The 22,458-nt window shown below is 37.7% G+C and carries 22 protein-coding genes; 21 read left to right on the top strand and 1 reads right to left on the bottom strand.

All coding sequences use genetic code 11. The features are described from left to right. Positions 1-3: 3 nt before the first annotated feature. The 21 genes from cpaB to C2M30_RS09100 all read left to right on the top strand — a co-directional run bounded on the left by cpaB (position 4) and on the right by C2M30_RS09100 (position 20,613). Entirely contained in the window at positions 4-891 is an 888-nt protein-coding gene (gene cpaB, locus C2M30_RS09195) for a Flp pilus assembly protein CpaB (RefSeq protein ID WP_100913333.1), read from the top strand. An 8-nt stretch (positions 892-899) separates the two neighbouring features. Further along, the gene (locus C2M30_RS09190; protein ID WP_234004706.1) at positions 900-1,757 is read left to right on the top strand and encodes a pilus assembly protein N-terminal domain-containing protein; all 858 of its coding nucleotides are present in this window, start codon (positions 900-902) and stop codon (positions 1,755-1,757) included. After that, positions 1,703-2,194, top strand: coding sequence for a type II and III secretion system protein (locus tag C2M30_RS21735; protein ID WP_325050755.1), 492 nt, complete (start codon positions 1,703-1,705; stop codon positions 2,192-2,194). The genes C2M30_RS09190 and C2M30_RS21735 overlap by 55 nt, the downstream gene beginning before the upstream one ends. Positions 2,195-2,199: 5 nt before the next feature. Next, positions 2,200-3,930, top strand: coding sequence for an ATPase, T2SS/T4P/T4SS family (locus C2M30_RS09185; RefSeq protein WP_105171429.1), 1,731 nt, complete (start codon positions 2,200-2,202; stop codon positions 3,928-3,930). After that, positions 3,923-4,771, top strand: coding sequence for a type II secretion system F family protein (locus C2M30_RS09180; RefSeq protein WP_100913336.1), 849 nt, complete (start codon positions 3,923-3,925; stop codon positions 4,769-4,771). Before C2M30_RS09185 ends, C2M30_RS09180 begins: the two co-directional genes overlap by 8 nt. Positions 4,772-4,786: 15 nt before the next feature. After that, complete coding sequence (locus tag C2M30_RS09175; protein ID WP_105171428.1) at positions 4,787-5,650, top strand: type II secretion system F family protein; 864 nt, start codon at positions 4,787-4,789, stop codon at positions 5,648-5,650. 1 nt (position 5,651) lies between these two features. Beyond that, a complete protein-coding gene (locus C2M30_RS09170; protein ID WP_105171427.1) occupies positions 5,652-5,990 on the top strand; it encodes a DUF192 domain-containing protein in 339 nt (112 codons plus the stop codon). Further along, positions 5,984-6,478, top strand: a complete 495-nt coding sequence (locus tag C2M30_RS09165; protein ID WP_105171426.1) for a tetratricopeptide repeat protein — start codon at positions 5,984-5,986, stop codon at positions 6,476-6,478. Before C2M30_RS09170 ends, C2M30_RS09165 begins: the two co-directional genes overlap by 7 nt. 4 nt (positions 6,479-6,482) lie before the next feature. Next, on the top strand, positions 6,483-7,241 hold the full coding sequence (locus C2M30_RS09160) for a TadE family protein (RefSeq protein ID WP_234004705.1): 759 nt from the start codon (positions 6,483-6,485) through the stop codon (positions 7,239-7,241). Between the two features lie 19 nt (positions 7,242-7,260). Beyond that, entirely contained in the window at positions 7,261-11,403 is a 4,143-nt protein-coding gene (locus C2M30_RS09155) for an IPT/TIG domain-containing protein (RefSeq protein WP_105171425.1), read from the top strand. Positions 11,404-11,447: 44 nt separating this feature from the next. Beyond that, the gene (locus tag C2M30_RS09150; protein WP_105171424.1) at positions 11,448-11,876 is read left to right on the top strand and encodes a hypothetical protein; all 429 of its coding nucleotides are present in this window, start codon (positions 11,448-11,450) and stop codon (positions 11,874-11,876) included. Between the two features lie 67 nt (positions 11,877-11,943). After that, positions 11,944-13,944: an IPT/TIG domain-containing protein gene (locus tag C2M30_RS09145; protein ID WP_105171423.1), complete on the top strand. Its 2,001-nt coding sequence runs from the start codon at positions 11,944-11,946 to the stop codon at positions 13,942-13,944. 63 nt (positions 13,945-14,007) lie between these two features. Further along, positions 14,008-14,466, top strand: coding sequence for a hypothetical protein (locus C2M30_RS09140; protein ID WP_105171422.1), 459 nt, complete (start codon positions 14,008-14,010; stop codon positions 14,464-14,466). A gap of 22 nt (positions 14,467-14,488) precedes the next feature. After that, the gene (locus C2M30_RS09135) at positions 14,489-15,172 is read left to right on the top strand and encodes a hypothetical protein (RefSeq protein WP_105171421.1); all 684 of its coding nucleotides are present in this window, start codon (positions 14,489-14,491) and stop codon (positions 15,170-15,172) included. 212 nt (positions 15,173-15,384) lie between these two features. Next, positions 15,385-15,816: a hypothetical protein gene (locus C2M30_RS09130; protein ID WP_105171420.1), complete on the top strand. Its 432-nt coding sequence runs from the start codon at positions 15,385-15,387 to the stop codon at positions 15,814-15,816. A gap of 82 nt (positions 15,817-15,898) precedes the next feature. After that, positions 15,899-16,597, top strand: a complete 699-nt coding sequence (locus C2M30_RS09125; protein WP_158683360.1) for an IPT/TIG domain-containing protein — start codon at positions 15,899-15,901, stop codon at positions 16,595-16,597. A gap of 146 nt (positions 16,598-16,743) precedes the next feature. Continuing rightward, complete coding sequence (locus C2M30_RS09120; protein ID WP_158683358.1) at positions 16,744-17,331, top strand: hypothetical protein; 588 nt, start codon at positions 16,744-16,746, stop codon at positions 17,329-17,331. Between the two features lie 173 nt (positions 17,332-17,504). Beyond that, entirely contained in the window at positions 17,505-18,164 is a 660-nt protein-coding gene (locus tag C2M30_RS09115) for an IPT/TIG domain-containing protein (RefSeq protein WP_105171417.1), read from the top strand. 263 nt (positions 18,165-18,427) lie between these two features. Beyond that, entirely contained in the window at positions 18,428-19,009 is a 582-nt protein-coding gene (locus C2M30_RS09110) for a LemA family protein (RefSeq protein WP_010560125.1), read from the top strand. A 30-nt stretch (positions 19,010-19,039) separates the two neighbouring features. Further along, complete coding sequence (locus C2M30_RS09105) at positions 19,040-20,122, top strand: DUF3137 domain-containing protein (protein WP_105171416.1); 1,083 nt, start codon at positions 19,040-19,042, stop codon at positions 20,120-20,122. Between the two features lie 95 nt (positions 20,123-20,217). Next, positions 20,218-20,613 (top strand): hypothetical protein, encoded by a 396-nt coding sequence (locus tag C2M30_RS09100; protein ID WP_158683357.1) that lies wholly within the window; start codon positions 20,218-20,220, stop codon positions 20,611-20,613. Between the two features lie 51 nt (positions 20,614-20,664). Here C2M30_RS09100 and asnB read toward each other — a convergent pair whose 3' ends face one another. After that, a complete protein-coding gene (gene asnB / locus C2M30_RS09095) occupies positions 20,665-22,326 on the bottom strand; it encodes an asparagine synthase B (RefSeq protein WP_105171414.1) in 1,662 nt (553 codons plus the stop codon). Positions 22,327-22,458 lie beyond the last annotated feature (132 nt).

Here is a 22,458-nt window from a genome sequence, read left to right as displayed (position 1 = left end):
TTAATGAAATCAATTAAATTTTTAGATAAAAACTGGGTTCTTTTGTTTATATCGTTATTGCTTGGCGGTATAGCAGCCTGGGCTGTGGGCCAGTATCTAAAAGTAAAAGAAGGTGAAATTCAGCAACAATATTCACGTACCGATATAGTAAAAGTCCCTGTTGTGGTAGCAGTTGGACCGCTATCAAAAGGTGATTTACTAACACCAGATAAAGCGGTTGTGCGTGAAATTCCACAAGACTATGTTCCTGATGATGCAATCCATCCAAATGACTTTGGCTTAATTGCAAATAAGATGGTGTTAAATGATGTGCAGCCTGGCAAACCAATTTTATTATCGTATGTACCAAAAAGCGGTGAAGAGCAATTTTCGGATATTTTAAAACCTGGGCGTCGTGCTGTAACTATCAATATTAACGAAAATAACTCTAATGCAAATATGCTAATGCCGGGTGACTACATCGATCTTTACCTCTCACAAAAACAAAGTGATAAGAGTCTTCATTTGATTCTTGAACGCGTAACCGTGCTAGCAACAGGTCGCCAAAGCATTTCAGAAAAAGACAAACTAAAGAAATCTATTTTTGGCGAAACAGAAGCATATTCAACAGTTACCTTAGACTTATCAACAATGGATGCGGGTCGTGTATCACTGGCTCAAGAATACGGTTCGTTTGTTGCGCTATTGAGAAACAGAAAAGATGAATTAAAGGTTAGTAGCACACTAATTAAAGAAGCGGATGTGTTTTTGCATAACGAGCGCGAACACCAAGTGGAATACATTATCGGAGGTAATGGCGGGATAGCCCAAGGCGTTACACGAGAAAATAAAATAGAAAATCCAGTTAGCCAATTTAAGACATTCGCTAACAAGGTTAATAGCAGTTTTTAGGGATTAAAATGAGACGTTATTTTATTAAGTTGAGTATGTTTTTCGTACTATTTCCAACACTTTGTTTTGCAAACATTAAACTTGAGCTTCATGTTGGTTCTATCGAAGTACTGCCAGTATCAAAAGTGACACGCGTTGTAGTAGGCCAAGGTGGTGTGGTAAGTACCAAAGTACTTGATGATAACCGTCTGTTACTTATTGCAGAGGGAGCGGGGCAGACTGAGATTCAAATTTGGAATGCGACTAACCAAACTCAAAAGATTTATGTCAATGTCGACCCAACTAATATGAATGAGCTTGAGCAACAAGTTCAGTCATTGGTTAGAGACTTACCGGGCGTAAAAGCGCGTAAGCTTGGCAGCCTGGTTGTGCTCGAAGGTGAAGTTACAGCTGATGTGATCGAAAAGGCTGAAAGCTTATCAGAAATGATTCCAAATCTAACTTCTATGCTAAGTCTGGCACCTGCTACTGTAGATTTAAAACATATGATCCGGATGGATGTACAGATTGTAGAAATGCGTAACAACACGCTTAAAAATATTGGTATTAAGTGGGGCAGTGCAATGGCAGGGCCTGCATACGGCGGTATTAAGAACTTTGTAACGAATGATATTTTCTCGGTATACACCGAAAACCCAATGGGTGACCAAATTGTAGATGCAGTAGGCAATATGGCGATTGGTAACTCTGGTTATGCGGCGTTTGGTATTGCGACTGGTTTAACAAGTCAGATTCAATTATTAGATGAACAAGGTGATTCTCGCACTTTGGCCGAGCCAACACTAAGTACGCGTAGTGGTGAGAAAGCGCGATTTCTGCTGGCGGTGAAGTACCAATCCCAATTGTTGATTCAAATGGTGGGTTAAATGTTGAGTACAAAGAGTACGGTATAAAATTAGAAATTGAACCTACTTCAGATGCTAAAGGTAACATTGTCTCTTTTGTGCGAGCTGAAGTCAGCTCAATAGACCCATCAGTGACTGTCGGCGACTATCCTGGTTTTCAAACTCGAGAAACTGAATCTGTTGTAAACGTAAAAAATGGTGAAACACTTGTTATATCAGGCTTAGTAAGTAGTGATATGTCAAAGTCTGTAAATAAGGTTCCACTGCTTGGTGATATCCCAATTTTAGGTGAGTTATTTAAGTCACGAGATTTTATTGACAAGAAAAGTGAGCTAATCATTTTAGTGACTCCTAAAATCGTACCGATTGAGGATGAATCGCATCAAAACCGCTTGCAACGTGCGAAAGAGCTAATTGGTGAAGCAAATAAACTTGAAATGTTTAATATCTTGGATTAGCCAGTATGTTTGAAGTTAATATTAAAACGGCAAAAGGTACTGAAGTTGGTAAAATTCGGTGTAGTGAGCCAACATGTGTCATAGGTAAAGACAAAAATCACCTGATAAAACTCCATGGGTTTAAGGTATCACGTGAACATGCAAAACTTTATTATCGCCCAGATGGTATTTTTTTGGAAGATCGCGGCAGCCGAACAGGCACGTTTGTGAATCAAGAGAAAATTGAATCTGTAGGGCCACTAGATGAATCGGATTTGATTGAAATTGGTGGTTATCATATTCATGTAAAAGCAGAAAACAAAAATTCTCCTAAACACGCGTTCTCCGAGCGACCTAATCATTCACAGTCGAACATGCACAGTGATAGTACACCAAAAGCTGATACTATTCAGCCCAGTTCTGCTGTCAAGGAGCATCACGAACTCGCGCAGGGCGATACCGACGAAACTAGGCAAAAAATAAAAGAACGCAATGAGTGGCGTAGACGTGTTCATAAAGAGCTGATTAGCCAAATTGATTTAAGACGCGTTAATGTGTCTGAAATGTCAGATGATGAACTACGAAGTCAAAGTGGCAGCTTAATTAACAGTATAATTAGTGGGCTTTCACTGCCTGCTGAAATCGACAGTGCTGAATTAGCGAAAGAAGTATTGGATGAGTCAGTTGGTTTGGGCCCGTTAGAGGCCTTGGTCAATGATAAAGCAGTATCAGAAATAATGGTTAATGCTTACGATGAAATCTTCTATGAACGTTCAGGTAAGTTATACCTTTCTGATATTAGTTTTACCGACCCACAAGCCGTTTTAAGTGCTATTGAACGTATTGTTACGCCAATTGGTCGTCGTATCGACGAAGGTCAACCTATGGTTGATGCTCGCTTAAAAGATGGTTCACGTGTGAATGCGATTATTCCACCATTAGCGCTGAAAGGTCCGTGTATTACAATTCGTAAATTTATGGATAAGAAGTTAGAGATTGAAGATCTCGTTAACTTTGGTTCCATGAATGAAGATATGGCTAACTTCCTAAAAACAACAGTAATAAATAAACGAAACGTAGTTATTTCAGGTGGTACAGGTTCAGGTAAAACGACGTTACTTAACGTGTTATCAAACTTTATTCCAGATGACGAACGTATTATTACAGTGGAAGATGCCGCCGAACTTAAGCTTTATCAACCTAACTTAGTATCACTGGAAGCAAGACCACCTAACCAAGAAGGCAAAGGTGCGGTTGAAATTCGAGATTTGGTTAAAAACTGTTTACGTATGCGCCCCGACAGAATTGTAGTAGGTGAGTGTCGTGGTGGTGAGGCATTAGATATGCTGCAAGCTATGAATACAGGTCACGATGGTTCATTAACAACGGCGCACGCGAATACACCAAGAGATTGTGTATCACGTTTAGAAGTGATGGTTATGATGGCGGGCATGGACTTGCCAATAATGGCTATACGCGAACAGATTGGCTCAGCGGTTAATATGATAGTGCAGCAATCCCGATTCAGTGATGGTTCGCGTCGAGTTACCTCAATTACCGAAGTAACCGGGGTTGAAGGGAATACTTTACAGTTATCAGAAATTTTTAAGTTTAAACAAACAGGTTACGACGAGAACGGAAAAGTCGTAGGCCACTTTATGGCTACTGGAATGGTTCCTGAGTTTTATGAGAATCTTCGTGATCGTGGCATAGACGTGGACCTTAGTATCTTCAAGCCAGAGGTGCCAAATGTCTAGCATGGTATTGATGATCATCGTTGGGGCTTCAGTCGCACTGTTGATTTTTGGTGGGTCATTTATTTCACGAGAACTTGCGCAGAAATACCACGAAACGTTTAAATACAACGCGAAGCGCAATTTATCAGACATGTTTTTGTTTATTGAACCGGGTAAGTTGTTTGTCGGCAATATCGTATTAATGTTCGTAACCTTTATCGTTGTTTGGGCTTACACTGGCGCTTGGTTTTTAGCAGCACTTGCTGTTATTGGAATGGCGATATTGCCCCCTTATCTTTATAAATTTCTGCAGAAAAAGCGTCGTAAAAAGTTCATTGAACAGCTGCCGGATGGGATCAATATGATTTGTGCGTCAATGCGTTCGGGTTCAAGTTTAATAAGTGCGATAGAAGCAATGGTTCAAGAAGCCGATGCGCCAATATCTCAAGAGTTCTCACTCTTTTTACGCGAGCAACGCTTGGGTGTCGATTTTATTGAGGCGCTCAATAATATGGTTGAACGTATGCCTGAACAAGACTTCAAGTTAGTGGTTGCGGGCATGCAAATATCTAAAGAGATCGGTGGTAATTTAGCAGAAACATTAGAAAGGCTAGGTGACACTTTACGTAAAAAAATTGAGATGGAAGGCAAGATTGATAGTTTGACAGCACAAGGTCGAATTCAGGGCATTGTAATGACAGGCCTTCCTATTTTCCTTGGCTATGTGTTGTACCATATGGAGCCGGTTCATATGTCTCGTTTATTTACCGAACCTATGGGATGGGCAGTGATAGCTGGCTGTTCAATCATGCTTTACATCGGATATTTCTTTATTAAGAAAATCGTAAACATCGACGTGTAAAAAGGATTTATTGAGATGTTATATTGGATACTAATTTTCTTTGCTGCATCAATATGTTTATTCGCGTACAGCGTTACTAGAATCAAGCAAAATGTGCCAGAAGATAGCCGGGATTTTATGGATCCGTTGCCTCCTTCACTTAAGCTTATTTGGCCGCTTGTTAAGATAGCATCGCATTATATTGGCGAACGACTACCTATTGATTACTTAGTTAAAACCAACAAAAAGCTACAAATTTCAGGATTGTCTTACATTATTTCAGCAGAAGACTATTTTGGTATTCGTATTGTTGTATCAATCATTTCAGGTCTGTTATGTTGGTTTTGTTTAGCTGCCCTCGATTCAGTTCAGCTTGATTACTTAGCGTGTGCGTTTATCGCAGGCTACTTTTTACCTCTTGTAACACTCAATGACTTAAAGAAAAAGCGTCAACTGAAGATAGTTAAAGCACTGCCTGTGTATTTAGATTTTATTACCATGGCGGTTGAAGCTGGTTTGAATTTAACAGGTGCGATTTCTCAAGCAGTAGATAAAGGTCCGGAAGGGCCACTAAAAGTTGAGTTTGAAAAGGTGATGCGGGATTTACGCGCAGGTGTTGGCAAAATTGACGCGTTTCGTTCTATGGCAGAGCGTGTCCAAATTACTGAAATCAATAACTTAGTTAGCGCATTGGCGCAAGCAGAGCGGACGGGTGCAAGTTTAGGCTCAACATTACGAATTCAAGCTGATCAGCGACGAGTCGAACGTTTTCAACGTGCTGAAAAGAAAGCCCTTGAAGCGCCGGTTAAACTGGTGTTTCCACTTGTTGCATTCATTTTCCCTGTAACCTTTGCGATTCTGTTTTTCCCGATCGTGATGAAATTTATTTACGAAGTTTAATATGAAGCTAGTTGAATTAACAGTAGACAACGAAAACGTAAATAACTTTAGGGTAGGGCTTGCTAATACCGCTTGGTTAAGGCTGAGAGGCTTACTTGGCCGAACAATTGATTCTGGCTTTGGTTTACTCATAAAGCCATGTAGTAGCATTCATACAATGTGGATGGGTTATCCGATTGACGCCGTATTTGTTGATAAAGCAGGCACAGTTACTGATGTTTATGAAAATTTAAAACCTTGGCGAATGGCGAGCTCTAAAGCTGCTTACTGCGTGCTTGAGCTGGAGTCGGGTAATGCTGAAAGGTTAAATATCAAAGTAGGAAGTAAAATCTCATGGTAAGAGCATTAATTAAAATTATAACGTTAGTTTTATGTGTAAGTACGCTTTTGGCGTGTTCAACTACACCTAAGCATGAACCGACAAAATCGACGAAACTTAATTTAATTGCGATAGAAGCAAATGCAGAAACCGCTTATCGCTCCGGTCAGCTTGAATTGGCCGAAGGACTTTATCGCCAATTACTTTCTGAAAAACGAAACTATGCTCCGGCTTGGTTTCGTTTAGGTAATATCTATACGCGCACAAATCGCCTTGATGCGGCGGTAACTGCTTATCAAAATTGTATAAATAGCGATAGTGAACATGCGAAAGCATGGCATAATCTTGCAATTGCAAGGGTGAGACAAGCTACCGATATTTTAATTGAGGCTCAAAACCACCTTGTTGTCGACACAAGTGCAAAATCACGCATGGATCAGTTGTTTTTAGAATTAATGAGAATTCAGTCTTCTAAAACTACTGACACGACTGTTGCAAGCAATGATTAATTTAATGATGAGTAGAAAGTTTCAAACCGGTCAAGCAATGGCTGAATTTTCGATCAGCATTCCGTTTTTAGCCCCTATCGTTCTTGTCATGATAATGCTGTTGATTCAATGGGCAACTATCTATCGCGACAAAATGACGCTTAATGCAGCCACATTTGAAGCAGCAAGAGCAGGATCGTTAAATAACGGAAGTAAAGCCAAAATGCGAGATGCCTTAGCACAAGGCATGGTGCCAATATTTATGCGAGATGAATCAAGTGCGCTTGAAGTTGGTAGGGCTTATTTAATGTCAAAGTTGTACGTTGAGGGAAGTGCGATTGCCAAAGCAGGTGCCCAAATAAATATTCTTAGCCCGACGCCTGAGATTTTTGATAAACACAAAGTAACTAGGAGTGACCGCCACGGTAATCGTTGGCAAGAAATACCTAATGACAATCTTATGTATCGTAAGTCTGATGCAAAAAAAATCACAGATGAACAGCACGTTAATATTCAAGATGCCAATTTGCTTAAGATCGAAGTTAATTGGTGTAAAAAATTAGAAGTACCCATTGCGAATTGGGTTATAGGGAAAATTTTAACCCTAACTGATCCATCGCCAAACCCTTTAGACGCTGAGTTTGTAATGTACAGCCCGCACAAGCACCAATTAGGCTGCAATGCACTGGGGGCTATTGCAGGCGCGGGGAGTGGATACAGCGATTATTATATTTCAATTAAGTCTTACGCGTTAATTAGAATGCAAACACCATTTAAGATTTAAAGGACTAAAAGGAAGCAAAATGAAAACTAAAACGCTTATAGCGATGTTTTTAAGCTGCGTGCTAGCGCTCAGCTTAACTGGTTGTAATGACCCTATTGAAAAAGAACCAGATATTGTTGAACCAGGAAATGGAAACGGTGACGATGGTAACGACGATGGTAACGACGATGGTGGTAATGATGGCGGCGGGAACAATGACCAGATTGACCCTTCAACCGGTACTTGGGAAAACAAAGACGAAGATGGCGACGGCGTTTTAGATGAAAACGATGATTTTCCATTTGACAAGAGCAAAGCGGTTTTTCCTGAACACATAGAAGAAGAATTTAACAATAACGTTGGTGAAGCAAACTATATTGGTCCAGTCCCTTTTAGAGTAGAGGGGGTCATTAACCAACATATTGATATTGATGATTTCAAATTTGACGTAACACAAGAGATTATTGATAACGATGACCTAATTACTTTTATAGTTTTGAAGCAAGCAGATAGATTTTCACCAACCGTTGGAGTGTTAACTAACGAAGGTAAAGCTGTTCAACATGTGAAACTTAAAATAGATACCGTTAATCCATTGGGTGCTGCCATTAATATCAGACCAAAAGAAGCAGGACAACTGAATTTCTCAATATTAGATGCGAATGGTATTCATGATGAATTATTCGAATATGAGGTTATCGCATTTATCGATTCAGACCGAGACGGCGTGCCAGATGAAATGGAACAAGCGCTAGGCTTAAACCACTTAGTTCAAGATACAGACGGTGATGGCGTAGTAGATGGAAATGAATATTATGCTTTTTCAAGTCGCAATGTATTTTCTCACGATAGTGATAATGATTCGGTACCAAACTGGTTAGATGAAGACAGTGATAACGATGGCATAAAAGATACGTTTGAAAAAACAACGGATCTTGATGCGGACAAACTGCCTGCGTTCATTGATAAGGACAGTGATAACGATGGTGCGTCCGACAAGGCAACGTTTGAGGCTGATGAAAAGCTTTTGGATAGCGATGGAGATTCGCTAATAAATGTTGTTGATATAGATGATGACAATGATGGGGTACTCGATATATTCGATAAAGCTCCGCTAACGCCTATTGATTATTCAAGTCAACAAACTAATGCTGTGTTAACTCAGGTGACACTATCATTATCTGAATCAGAATCAATGGTAAACACAGCCCGTCCTTTTTGGCCTATTACATTACATGGCCAGAATCTAGACTTAACAAATGCCACTGTAGTTGTTTTGAAAGGTGATAAACGTATACCGATCGTTAACGAAAGGATCAACAACAACGACCCTGATAAGCTCACTATTGTTGTACCAAATTATGAATCTGTTGAACTGGGCGGAGAACCGTTAACTGTGTTTGTTGCAACCGACGAGTACAAAACCAATAGTGTCGAGCTGCATTTACTGCACCCAGAAACACCGCTTATTTACTCTATTAGCGAAAAACGTGCTACACCCGGTACCAGTGTTGTTATAGATGGAGAAAACCTCACTTCTCTATCAGACATAGTGCTTGGTGAATATAAAACAGCGGTTACTTGGCAAAGCGATAACTCTATTAGTTTTGTTGTCCCACAAAATACACAGTCTAATTATTTGCATGTAGAAAACTCATATGGAAAGAGTAACAAGGTCTTCTTTGCAATTGACGAAAGTAAATCACTGCAAACGTCAGTAAATATTCCTTCAGTATATCAGGGGTTAACAGGACCTTTTAAAGTATTACCTACAAAGCAAGAGATTGCCTCATTGCAAGATTTGCCAGAACAGTTGGTGGTAGATATTGATGAGACAAAGTTGAGTATTTGGCATAACGAGCAAGAAATATTATCAACTATATTGTTCAAAGGTCAGACTAGTGTTGAGCTTTCGTTAGAGAGTTTTATTAAAGAAAATATCCTAACGCCATTATTTTTAAATAAAGACGACGCATATAAAACTAATGCATTAAACACACTTGTTGAGTTGGCTGAATACCAAGAAATTATATCTTACTATGAGCAAGGTTTAGCTTCGGATTATGAAGTTTTCCTTGCTGATGAAGAATATGCATTAGAAATGAAGCTAGTTCAAATTAGGGATATCTTAATTGCAGAAATGGCGAAAAAACAGTCGCAACAGGTAAGAGTGGGTAAGAATGAAGGTCTTTTTGCTCGAGGGCAATCAGTATCAAGTGACCCGCAACGTCCAATTATTCACCCAGAAGATAGGCAAGATGGAATTAAGGTCGAACCGACGAGAAAAGGTGTAACAAGTTTATTTGATTACGACGGATACACGGAAGTTCAAAACAGTACACCGATGTACTTAAGTGCGGCAGTATATGAACTAGATCAAGACCTTAACCCAAAAGGTACACCAGCAACTGGAATTGATGCTGGAGATAAACAAGGCAAGAAGCCAAAAGTATATAGCCATATTACCTCTATGATTGACAGAGATATGCTTAGCCCTTCTGAGTATCGAGTGTTTGCCATTTCTCTTTGGTCGGCAGATACACATCTCAAAGTATGTCAATTCAAAAATTGCCTTATCGAAGTATTAACGCCTGGGTTTAGCGGTGATCCGTTATCTGATCAAAGTAAAATTGAAGTGTCGAGAAAACTGTTTATTCGCAACTTGATTGACAGAGTCATTATTCCGTCATTTCAGTATGTGACCGAAATCGTTTCTAAAAAAGAAAAGTTAGAAAACCCTATTGATCCTGAAGGTTATGTTGTTGATCCCGCTGATAGTAGGACCAATCATATTACGAATGTAATTATGGCAACACCAGGTTTCTTAGACTCGATTGATGATGCCTTCAGTGATGGTAAATTAACAGTAGAAGATCAAAAAGACATTTTAAAAGAAATGGAAAAAATCTTGGATAATGAAAAAAAAGGCTTATTAATGCTTAAGCCTGGTCCAATTGTTTCCGCTATTTTTAATGAATATGGTTTTGATATTGGCGGATATTTACAAGCGTTAGCGGTAGAAGAAGTTAAAAAATTAGCGCAATCCTTTATACCGTACATCGGTAAGATTTTAGTCATTTATGATAAGTTAAAAAAAGTAAGTGATGCTGTCAATTTAGTAGAAGCTTGGTATGACTTATTTGCGCTTAAAACTCGTTATGAGTTTCGAGTGAATTGGGGACTAAAGTTACTAAAAATGTCACCTGAATACATTACTAATGATGCATCTTGGCAACCGATTACATTAACAGGAATTGGTTTATGCCCACGTTCTGATTTTTGGGGCGACCCAGTTTATCCAGATATTGCCTATAAAGATCTTACTACAGGTAAAGAAAAAGTTATACCGATTAAGAATAGAGGGGAAATTAGAGATTCATATACGGTTAATGAAAGCTGTACAGAAGCTGTCGTTTATTTATCCACAGAGATAGCACAGCAGCTTGTCGACGACTCAAAAGTTACAGTTGAATTAAGAGTAGATGATTTAGTGGCGAACTCTCAAACTCAAAATGCATCACCTAATTACTTACAGTTGGGTAACGGATTAACTATAAGCGAAGTTAACCCTAATCCTATGTACATTAATACTGAAGTTGAGATTATTGGGTATGGATTTGCACCGGAAGCGAATAATAACATCGTACAGTTTAGAAACGCGGCAAACGAATTAGTTACAGCTGAAGTTGTATATGCTAGCGAGACTTCTTTAACAGTGTTAGTACCTGATTCTGCGGTATCAGGTTTATTAAGTGTGACAGTAAATGGCGAAACCGTAGATACAAATGTCACAATTAAAGAAGCACAAATCATGCTCACATTTGGTGACAACGGAAATAAAAAAGACGATAGTTTCCAGTTGTTTATCGGTGATACTCTCGTTGATCAAACCACTGAAGGTCAAAACAAATTAACAAAAACAATTTCGTTAACGCCTGGTGACTATTCTATCAAACTGTCAGGCATTACAATACCCGACAATAGAGCAACATATTACGTATGTTTCTCAAGCAATGTAGAAGTATTAACCGGTAGCACATCTCGTAAAGTCGATATACCTGACGGTTACCAATTTAACCAAATTATTAATATTAGAGTTAATAATAGCGCCGTGTCTCAACCAGTAGGTTGTAAATTTAAAGACGAATCATTAACCTTAAATAAGTTCAAGTTAATTGATTAATTACTATGGAGGGACGTTTCCCTCCATAAATTATAGGAAAATTAATGAAATCATTATCTTTATCAACGTTATTAATAGCTGTAACTACGTTTACAGCTAATGCATCGCCAAACTATGGTATCGCTGCAAAAAATAATCAAGATCCAATTTTTATAGAAAAATGTGATGTTTATCAACAAGCGCAAAAAGAGGGAGATTTAGAAACACTAAAGTCATTTGTAGATAAAGTGTGGTTTGAAGGTGAAAAAGCTAAAAGAGCCGAGCAAGCTTTGTTAAAGAAAGCAGCCCGCTTTGAACAAAGAGTGTCAAAAGCCGGTAACTATATCGTTAAAGAAAAGCGTCTTTCAGATAAAACGCAAGATAACATCGCACAAGTACTCATAAACTGGACAAATGGGGAGAAATTTTCATCAAATGACGGTTGTGTTTTTGAAAAAATAAAAGATAGCGATTTATGGAGAATTCACTTATAGCGTTTTTATTTGCGAAGGTTGCTTCTTAACAGTGATTTGATCGCTAACATAAATAACAAGGATTGTTATGATTTTTCGTATAGCGTTAGTAGCGTTCACATTATATAACGCAGGCGCGTTTGCGGCGCCTACTAATAAAAACCTCGAAGCGCCTAAGGGCACTTGGGAAAACAAAGACGAAGATGGCGATGGCGTTTTAGATGAAAACGATGATTACCCATTCGATGCTCGCAAATCACAATACCCTGTTTACCTTGAGCAGGAGCCAAACGATAATCCTGGTATAGCAACACCGATTAAGCTCGTTCAAGGAGTGCGTGTAAAAGGAGTAATATCTTCAAATCAAGATAAGGGAGATTTATATCAATTTGAAGTGGCAGAACGTAAATCGTTAACTGCCGTTTTTTACACCAATTCAAAAGACTTTAAACCGCAAGTATATGTTTCAAATGAAACCGGTAGCGTTATCGATGAAATCTTTTTGTACAAATACCAAAAACCTAATATTTACGTTGTGAACTTTCCAATTTTTACTGCTGGCAAATACCAACTAAGTGTTATTGATGAAAACTACGCAGGTACACCAAATTTTACGTACGAAATTTTATTTTTTTCTGATCGTGACGTCGATGGGCTAGACGATATCAAAGAGACTGCATTTGGCGCTAACACACAATCAAATGATCAGGATAAAGATAAGATCCTCGATGGAATGGAGTTTAATCAATTTAATAGTGACCTCGACAGCGACGGCATACCAAATTGGTTAGATACAGACTCTGATAACGACACATTTAGCGACCGCATCGAAGGTTCAAACGACCTCGACAATGATGGCATGCCTAATTATCTCGATAAGGATGCTGATGGTAATGGTATAGAGGATAAATCAGAAAGCGGCCTTAGCAATAAACCAAACAATTTTGATAATGATCGTTTTATTGATCACCTAGATTTAGATGATGATAATGACGGTGTATTTGATATGTACGATAAATATAGACTTGAAAAACTAAAAGTTAAGCCGTGGCAACGAACAGGCGGTTTATCAATTTCCTCACTTGATACCTTGTTTGATAATAGTAAAGTAAATTATTTTACACGGGCTAACGATGAGATTGAGTTAATAGTTGAAGGCTATCCGGAATCCATAGAAAACCCAGTCGTTATAATAAAAACCAAGAAAGGGCAGCACTACAACGTAATCGCCAGCAAAGTAAATAAAATAAACGATAATACCGTCATGAGACTTGTGATGCCAAATGCAAGTGGTGATGCAAATGTAACTATCGTTGCTGGCAGATTTAAGTCAGAGCCTTACCCAATTGAAATTAAAAGTGGGCAGTTACCATTATTATCAGCGCTAAACCCTAAAGTACTAATTCCCGGGGAAGTGATCGTGTTAAACGGTGACAATTTTGATAATGATACTAGTGTACTGTTTAAAAGCATGCCAGTTAAAGCCACTATGATTTCACCTAACGAAATCACGGTACGTGTACCACATAATGTAGCGGGTAGTAGTTACTCAGTTACAAATCAACATGGTCAAAGTAATTACGTTAATTATAGTGTTCAGCAATCTATTGCGTTTAACGTAAGTGAAAGATTTGCAAAACCGATTGACGCAATTGGTGGTATTTACCCCACAATGGCAAAGCCTATTACGGGTGATACATTCCTTTTGACCAAAACCGATGAAAAGTCACAAGTTGTTTTTACTTACACCAAAGATAACCTTGGTGAGTTACAGGCATACTTAAGCGCAATTCATTTTAATGGGCAAACGCGCGTAGACTTTTGCTTTGAATCCACAGCACTCGCCTGTATTGCGTTGCCTATGACACACGTATATCAATCCAAGGGGTTAAGTACAAAAGAATTTATAGCTATAATCCAAGCGTCTAATATATATGAGCGTTATATAGACGAGGCAACAGAGCATATAAAGCAGGATAGTTCGTTTTTTAGTTATAAAAATAGAACACAACAAACCGAAGACTTTATCGCTAAATATGAAGTAATGTTCGAAAAAGCATTATCGCGAGCACTTGTTAAGAAAAGCTAAGTATCTAACATAAGCACGCAGCTTGCTTGAAAGTTAGTTCACTAAAATAATAAGGACGTTAATATGTTAAAGCCATTTATAACAATAACAGCGATTACGCTATCATCCTATGCCCATGCAACAATTGATGTCGCAATACCCAAAGAAAACTGTTTAAAGGCCGTTGAGGTTGTAAAAAACAAAGACGTTGAATTATTGAAAAGTATCTATATACCGATTGATGCTACAAATTCTCAGTATCAAGCTTTTGTAAATGAAATTTACGACTGGGCTTATGTCAAAAATTACAATGGTATCAATGAATTTACAATACAAGATGTAAAAGTGTTTGATAATGCAAAGCAGTCAGATAATTACGTAGTTAAAACCTCATCTGATAGACATGGTCATAATGTAGAAATATGGGTAAGGTATTCTTTTGAAAGTATTAATAGGACTACCAATGCTGACGCTACTAAAGGTGGTTATTGTAAATTTGCGCTCTTAGATAACAAGTGGTACATGATCAACTTATTAAAATAAAAAGGATTGTGGTAAACAACCCATGGAAGAGACGATAACAACCGACAATACACATTGGTTTAAATACATCGATTTTAACGGTAAAAATGAGCTGTGTGAAAACAGTATTATCCAATTAAGAGTAACAAAGATATTTTATCCATTACCTTTTTGGCTTGAACTTATTTTCTTTGTACTACTTTTAGCAGTTTCGCTGTTTCCGCTAGTTAATCATCACGTTGCAATAGTTAATATTGCTTTTAGAGACTTAACCTTAGTCTATCTGCCCATTGTGCCACGTTATTTAGTTTTACGAATGATACTGGTGAATTTGTACTATCAAACTGGTAGCAAACTGTTTGTGTCAATCAGTAACAGCGCGCTAGTGCTGCCAGCAAATCGCTTAATTGGTCATAAAAAACGGCAATTAGTTTTAGCAAAAGACGATATAAAAGTGCAGTATATGCAAAATACTACGCGTCATAGTTTGTCTTGTCGCGCCTTACAGTTAACAATAAAGTCAATCTCTAAAAAAACCATCACACTAAAAGTGGATTATTTTCCAATTCAATCAATGCTTTATTTACTAACTTACTTTGGTTACCCGCTTAGTTTCGAAAGAACACATTTTGGTATATTAAAAATGACACGTATGTTTTTGTTAATTATTCCAGTACTTTGTGTAATTGCGATAAGCGGAGCATTATTCAGTGATAGCTTTTTATAGCGTTATTTATTAGTTGTAACGAATGAGTAATCTTGCAATTGCTTTCTTTAATTGTAATAAAGTCATATGTAGGATTAAGATCCTTGGTTTAAAAAACTAGTCAACCACACAGTTAACAATGGAAGGTCTGTATTAACTATTTAGAACAAACAATAATTAAAGTGACTGGTACCTCTTATTTTAATTTATTCGATATAAACAAAGGATAGTTTATGTTAATGACTAGTTTGATGTTTTCTTTATCTACTGCTGATGTATCCGTTCAGGATAAAAATTCATTGGTTGAACGCTGTGAGGTAATTCTAACCAGTATCGCATCAGGAAATAGAGATTCCTTTGAAGATCAAGTTGCAGATAAGGTTAAAGCCGATGGCGGTAAATTTCTGAATAAACGTATTGATACTTCAATGAACTCGTTTTCAAAAAATTATTCAAAAGAAACAAATTTTAAATACAATGATGATAAATCTAGAGTATGGGTACCTAAATCTCCTAACTTTATGCAAAGTTACCCAGAAGCTGAAAAATGGTATCTAGTTAAATATGACGCGACGTCTAAATCAAAGACGTTCACAGCGACATGCACGTTTTATTTAACTAATAATCAATGGTACCACTATCATGTATTTCCATTTGGTTATTAATGTATTTAACAGGAATACGCCATAAGATAAAAAATACTTTGAGATATATTTTTCAACTTAAACTAGATATACAAGGAAGTATATGAAGCATCTTACTTATTTGTTACTTTTCTCCCTACTTACAACTGATGTAATGGCATCTGGGGCACTCTTAAGTAGTCAAACTGAAAAAGACACAGATCATGATAAAGTGTTTGATATCTATGACAGTTCGCCGGAGCAAAAAGTTAAAACAATGTCGATAGAGGACCTGCCAATAATTCAATTGTCACGAATATCAGGCAACTTCAGTAACAAACTTGAAAAAGGGCGTTATCGCATAGGCGATACAGTTACCCTGACTGGCATGGGTATCGATAAGATCAAAGACCCTGTGGTTGTAATTTACGATAACGTACGAAGCTATAACGTAAAGCAGGTCGAATTAGGCAATAAAGGCATTTCTTTTCAACTTAACGTGCCGCAAGGGAAATACAAGTTATTTGTCTACAGCAATGAGAAGCGTACAAATGACTTATATATTGAACCTTTTGCTGCAAACGCACCGCTTATTTTTGGCAGCACTTCAGTTATCTTAACGAGAGACGAAGAATACACGTTAATTGGTACAGGGTTTGATATAGATACCACGGTACAATTTGGCGATAAAACCATTAAACCTACAGTCATCTCAAATGATTCACTGACATTTAAAGTACCAAAGTCAACTAATGTTCGCGATTTCCAAGTACGCAACAAATTTGCGCAAAGTAATAGTATTCGCGTATTCAAGTATAAATAATGATTTAAACACCCATGGGGTTTCTGATGTAAATCGTTATTTTCTACTTGATGCTAGTAAAAGTTTTGCTGCCAAGATATTGTTCTTCAACAGATACAAACCAAGTTTCATTTGTCTAAAAAGTATTATCTACAAAATAAAGTATAATGAATATCGAAGAGTTACTTAAAAACCAACACCAAGTATGTTTAGCGCATACTCGGCGAATACCTTATACACGGTTTACCTCGTTTTTAATGATGTTGATTGCATCAATGGTTATTGCATTTTTTATCGATGCTGGCCCGCTTTATAATACACGAGAATCACAAACAAGCGTTATATTAATGGCAGCACCGTTTATTTTTATATTGTTAGTGTGGTTACAGGCTTTTTTTCAGCGTAGTACCTGTTATAACTCAGATATTTTTGTTACCCGTAAAGGTGTGAGTATTCCTGATTTAAAAGGGCAGCAAGACTACTTTATAAAATATGCCAATATCGTAAGTATTACCGTGTATTATTTACCGCTAACCCCATTATTCAAATTTGGTCCATACATTACAACGCACTTTTCCCTAACGGATATATTAAACGTGTCTCACGGGGTGCATACATTTAACATCAAAAATTCAGAATTGCTCATTGCGTTTTTAAAGGCGCGCGGGGTAAAGGTCAAATATCGTATCGCACGTTGGCCTGTTATTTATATTTTGTTGTTTCCATTGTTTTTTACGCTTTCGTGGCTGGTATAAAATTAGGTTTAGAGATTGCAAATTAGATACGAGAATAAATAAAGCAGCATCATTATCAACGCTGTGTGTTAACAGTCGAGAAAAACGCACTTTTGTGCAATATTTTTATAAACATCTTTATTAATAAATGGTATATGACTAACTTAATAAAGTAGTCACAATTTGAGTTAATTATGAGAAGTTATGTTATCGCTATTATTACGGGTTGTTTGTTTTGTGCAAATACTTTTGCATCAGACAGTGATAACGATAAAGTACTTGATACCTTTGATTTAAATCCATCTTCTAAAGTAAAGCCATTTGCTAAAGGTTTTATTCAAATTAATGAATTGGGTGGAAATTTTAACAATGTGATTGAAAAAGGACGCTATCGTTTTGGTGACGCAATTACGTTAATAGGTGATAATTTTAGTGCGTTAAACGACCCCGTTGTGGTTGTGTATCAACACAATAATGTATTTAACTTTAAACCTAACTCCGTAAGCGCTAATCAATTAACCTTTAATTTTGATGTGCCAAAAGGCAAGTATGCCTTGTTTATTTACGACGCTGATAGCAAAACAAATGAAATGAAAGTCGATGCGTTTAATAACGCGTCTCCGCTTATTTTTGGTCACAGTGAAATATCACTTAGTAAAGGCAAGCCGTTTACCTTAAACGGCGTTGGTTTTACAAAAGACAGCAAAATTGTCATTGGCGCATTAAAAGTAACCCCGTCAAATATTACCAATACGCAAATACAATTTGATGTTCCCAATAACGCTGCAGGCCTGCAGTTATACGTCGAAAATGCGTCTTCCAAGAGTAACATTGTACGAATTGTTAGTTATTAAAAACTGTTGATTATTTATGATTGCTTATCGCAGTTTGAATAGCGTTTCGGATTAGGTGTTACGTCGAACGACGCGAAAAAATACAGTTAATAAGAGCTAAAATAGCGCAGCAAAATTCAACATACCTGAGATTTATGTAATTTAAAATGATGTACTTAAATGTTAAGGTAATGGTTGAAACCTAGACGGGCTTTGCTAAGTCATATACAAACTAACACTAGCCCGTTTATTAAAAGGATTGATAAAGTTAAAAGGAAACAATTATGTCTGAATTTCTCACAGCAAACTGGTTGCTCATTTCAATTTTAGTCGTTTTTATTGTTATTTTTTATGCGTGGTATGTCTCAATAATAACCAAACGCAACGCGATGGAAGAAGCGTTCTCTGGCATTGATGTGCAACTTAAAAAACGCACCGACTTAATTCCAAATGTATTAGCAATCGCGAAAAAATTTATGACGCACGAAAAGGAGCTACTTGAAGAAGTAACTCGTTTACGAACTGATGTATTAAATGCTGCCAGCAGCAATAACAACGAACAACGTTTTAAACTTGAAGGTCAGTTAGAAAACTCGCTATCTGGCTTGATGATTGCGGTAGAAAATTACCCAGAGCTAAAATCTGATGCAACAATGCTTGATGCGCAGCGTACTTATGCCGATGTAGAAGCGCATATATCCGCTGCAAGACGAAATTTTAATAGTGCAAATCGTGTACTACGTAACGCAATTCAAGTGTTTCCAGGCAACATCATTGCCGCCATGGTTGGCGTAAAAGCGATGGCATTTTTTGAAATTTCTGAATCTGAACGACAGCCGGTTAACGCCGCAGAACTTTTAAACTAGTTACGGGCTTTTTAGCAACAAGGAGAGTTTATGTCATCGGATAAACATGAGTTTGCAGATTTTTTATCGAAAGAAATAAAAGGATATATTGATGCATTGTCATTACGTTTCAGACGTCATAAAAAAAATGCTACCGATGTACCAGCATCAGACACCTTAAAAAACACGTTTGAACATGAGATCAAACCTAAGTTAGATCTCATTGAGCAGCAACGAGATTCGTTTAACAGCGAGTTTGAAAAGCGAAATCGCCTGCTTAATTTTAAAGTATTTCCTGCAGTGGTAATTATTGTTTTGTTAGTGGTTGCGCTAGGGGGCGATGGTAGTTTCTTTTCTACACTTATATTTGCGTTTTGTATTGGCACCAGTTGGGCGTATAAACCAGCGCTTGATTATATACACTTTTACAAACGAAACGTGATGCCGATATTAGTTAAAATGTATGGTGAATTTAGTTATTCACTGACCTCAGAAATCAAAAAAGACGAGATTAAAAAGCTCGCAATCTCACCTAGTTTTGATCACATTGAAACAGAAGATAGCATTGTTGGCGAGCTTGATAATATTGGTTTTCAATTTTGTGAACTAAAGCTTGAGCGCAGTGGTAATAATGGCCGACACACTATGTTTAAAGGCTGTATGGTTAAGTTAACCATGCCGTTTGATTTTAATTCACACACTATCGTTCAGCAAGATCGCGGTAAAGTAGCAAACTGGCTAACAAAAGATCCCAAAGCAACACAAAAAGTAAAATTAGAAAACAATTACTTTGAACAAGCATTCGAAGTATTTTCAACCGATCAGGTGCTTGCTCGCTATATACTTACGCCTGTGATGATGGAACAGATCCTAGCGCTTTACACCATGTTTATGCACAAAGCCGGTGCACAAAGCTTTGAGTGTGAATTTATTGATAACACAGCGATATTTTTAATTAGTTATAAAGCGAATCTGATTGAACCAGCGTGGATAAGTCAGTCAGCTTACGATATTGATGCGTTACCACTGATTGAGCAAGAGCTTGAATTATTAACCTCTATATCAAAACAACTTAATCTTGATTTAATGGCAGCACGAAAAGTGTCAAGTGCACAAATGGCCGTAAATCAATAACCGTTTGTGTATTTTATTTATGGTTTTATGGCTAGAGCGCTTGATATTAAAGGCGCTCTTTTTATGTAAAGGGGTATTACAAAGTGCAAAACAATATGCGTAACTTAGCCCTTATGGCTTTATTTAGCGCGTTTTTTGGTTGCAGTTCACATGCGGAAAATCAGCTAATGGTTTCGGGTCTGGCTTTTTACAACGACAGCAACGAAACCATTGAAAATGTAACGCTTAAAGTAACAGAGACTGGGAAAATGGTGAGTTGCACGCTTGTAGAGCCAAAGCGTTATTGTGCGACAGGTTTTCCGCAAACGCATTATAAAAATGCGAAGCTCTCTCTTAGCTGGCAAGTGTCGGGAAATTACGCAGTAACCAATGAGGTTGTATTTACTAAACCCGCTTCGATTGATAGTGATATAAATTACATAGCGGTTATAAAATTTAATTCATGTACAGGCTTAGATGCGTTTTTCACTAAAAATCCAAGACCGTTTTAAATAAAAAAAGCCCGAAAATTCGGGCTTTATCATGTTATATAAAGTGAATTATTAATACGCTTCGTTATGAACGCCCGCAGCACGACCTGATGGATCGGCGTTGTTCTTAAAGCTTTCATCCCATTCAAGAGCGGCTTCAGTAGAGCAAGCTACCGACTTACCATGTGGTACAGTTTTCGCTGCAGCATCACCTGGAAAGTGCTCTTCAAAAATTGAACGATAGTAATAGGCTTCTTTTGTTTGTGGCGTGTTAATCGGATACTTAAACGCAGCAGCTTCCATCATTTGGTCACTTACGATTGATTCAACATGCTCTTTTAAAGTATCAATCCAACTATAACCAACGCCATCTGAGAACTGCTCTTTTTGACGCCATAATACTTCATCTGGTAGGTAGCCATCGAACGCTTCACGAATAATGTGTTTCTCGATTTTACCGTCTTTACACATCTTACCTTCAGGGTTGATACGCATTGCGGTATCAACAAATTCTTTATCTAAGAATGGTACACGCGCTTCAACACCCCAAGCTGCCATCGATTTGTTTGCTCGTAAACAATCGAATTGGTGTAACTTACTTACTTTACGGTTTAATTCATCATGGAACTCTTTTGCATTCGGCGCTTTGTGGAAATATAAATAACCGCCAAATAACTCATCTGCACCTTCGCCCGACAACACCATTTTAATGCCCATGGCTTTAATATAACGTGCCATTAAATACATCGGTGTAGACGCACGAATGGTAGTTACATCGTATGTTTCTATGTGGTAGATGACCTCTTTAAGCGCATCGATACCTTGTTGAATTGTAAAGGTAATAGGGTGGTGTACAGTACCGATGCTGTCTGCTACTTTTTGTGCAGCGGCTAGATCTGGCGAACCTTCTAAGCCAATAGAAAAAGAGTGTAACTGAGGCCACCAGGCACTTGATTCATCGTTATCCTCAACACGTTTAGCGGCAAACATTTGCGTGATTGCTGAGATTACCGATGAGTCTAAGCCGCCCGATAATAATACGCCGTAAGGCACATCACACATCAATTGGCGTTTAACTGCTGCTTCTAAGCCTTCTTTTACATCGCTTACTTTTGCGTCGTTATCTTTTACCGCATCATAACTTTGCCAGTCACGTGCGTAATAAGGGCGAATTTCACCATCTTGACTCCATAAGTAATGACCTGGAGGAAACTCCTCAATGGTTTTACAAATAGGTGCAAGGGCTTTCATTTCAGATGCAACATAAAAGTTACCATGCTCATCATGACCGGTATAAAGTGGAATAATACCAATGTGGTCACGGCCAATTAAGTATGCGTCTTTTTCTTCATCGTATAAACAAAATGCAAAAATGCCGTTTAGGTCATCTAAGAATTCAGGCCCTTTTTGTTTATAAAGAGCCAGTAAGACTTCACAATCTGATTCGGTTTGAAATTCAAAGTCTACGCTTAGGTCTTGTTTTAATTGTTTGTGGTTATAAATTTCACCGTTTACTGCCAGTACGTGTGTTTGCTCTGGGTTATAAAGTGGTTGCGCGCCACTTGAAACACCAACGATGGCTAAACGCTCGTGTACCAAAATTGCTTTTTCTGATGAATATACGCCCGACCAATCTGGGCCACGGTGACGAAGTAACTTCGACATTTCGATTGCTTGTGAACGCAACTGCGCTGCATCTGATTTAATGTCTAGTACGCCAAAAATTGAACACATACTTCTTTCCTCATTCCTGTCAATTTTTCTTATCTTGGATAAGTTTGTTAATTAATTTGTACCAAACCAAAAATCAAATGTCACACTAAAATGAACAAAAAATAATGATTTATCAATTTGATTGTGGATTCG

Source organism: Pseudoalteromonas sp. T1lg24 (assembly GCF_002964745.1).
Classification (GTDB): domain Bacteria; phylum Pseudomonadota; class Gammaproteobacteria; order Enterobacterales; family Alteromonadaceae; genus Pseudoalteromonas; species Pseudoalteromonas spongiae.
This window is presented reverse-complemented; position numbering and strand designations above follow the sequence as displayed.